The organism is Petrocella sp. FN5 (genome assembly GCF_029210395.1).
Lineage (GTDB): Bacteria > Bacillota > Clostridia > Lachnospirales > Vallitaleaceae > Petrocella.
In genome coordinates this window covers 1-1,097 of sequence record NZ_JARGDP010000193.1, presented here as the reverse complement: position 1 = coordinate 1,097, position 1,097 = coordinate 1, and the positions used below count along the sequence as shown (strand labels likewise).

Genomic DNA, 1,097 nt, shown 5'->3' with positions numbered 1-1,097 from the left:
TGCTGGAAGCCGCAACATCAAAAGGTGATAACAGTGATGATGAAAACGGTGGATCAGGCTCGACTCAAGATGAAAATTCTGATAAGCAGGAGGATGCCAATAAGCCTATAAATCAAGGAACTTTGATAATCGATGCAACGTGTGTCCCATCAAACATACGTTACCCACAAGATTTTTCGTTGCTAAATGAGGCAAGAGAAAAGCTTGAAGCAATCGTTGATCGTCTCTGCAAGGACCACTCAATAACCAAGCCAAGAATGTACCGGAAAGAAGCCAGGAAAAATTATCTTGCACTTGCAAAAACCAAGAAAAAAAGCAAATCAAAAATCAGGAAAACCATACGTAAACAATTGGGGTATGTCAATCGTGATCTCGGATATATCGATGGATTCCTTAAATCTGGTTATGAACTGACAGATAAAGAGGGTTCACTTCTTAATACAATACGGTTGGTATATGAGCAACAGGATTATATGTATACAAATGATACGCATTCTGTAGAAAGCCGTATAGTCAGCATCAGCCAGCCTTACATTCGTCCGATAGTAAGAGGAAAAACGACCACGCCAGTTGAATTTGGAGCTAAGTTCGATCTCAGTTTAGATGAAAACGGTTATGGAAGAATCGAAAAATTATCTTTTGACCCCTATAACGAAAGTACATGCCTGCAACAAGCGGTTGAGAACTATAAAGAGCGAACAGGTCATTATCCTGAAAGGGTGCTGGTTGATCAAATATATCGTACACGGGATAATCGCAATTACTGTAAACTCAAGGATATTCGTATATCAGGACCAAAGCTAGGAAGACCATCAAAAGACAACGAGTACGATAAAGTTATCGCGTATAAAGATAATGTCGATCGAATCGAAGTTGAAAGAAGCTTCAGCTTAAGCAAACGCTGTTATGGCATGGGCCTGATAAAAACAAAACTTGAAGATACAACCATGACAACAATAGCGTTGTCCGTATTTGTGACGAATTTATTTAAAAGTCAGTCACGAATATTTTTGGAGTTTTTTTGCCGGATATTGAATTACTGGCGATTTACAGTATTAATGGCTGGATAAGTCAGATTGCGACTTAATCAGTAGACA

The 1,097-nt window shown here is 38.8% G+C and carries 1 protein-coding gene; it reads left to right on the top strand.

Going from position 1 to position 1,097, the window contains the following annotated elements; translation table 11 throughout:
• The coding region (locus P0N36_RS15430; protein ID WP_275843781.1) for a transposase at positions 1-1,070 on the top strand (1,070 nt) is incomplete at its 5' end.
• Between the last annotated feature and the right edge of the window lie 27 nt (positions 1,071-1,097).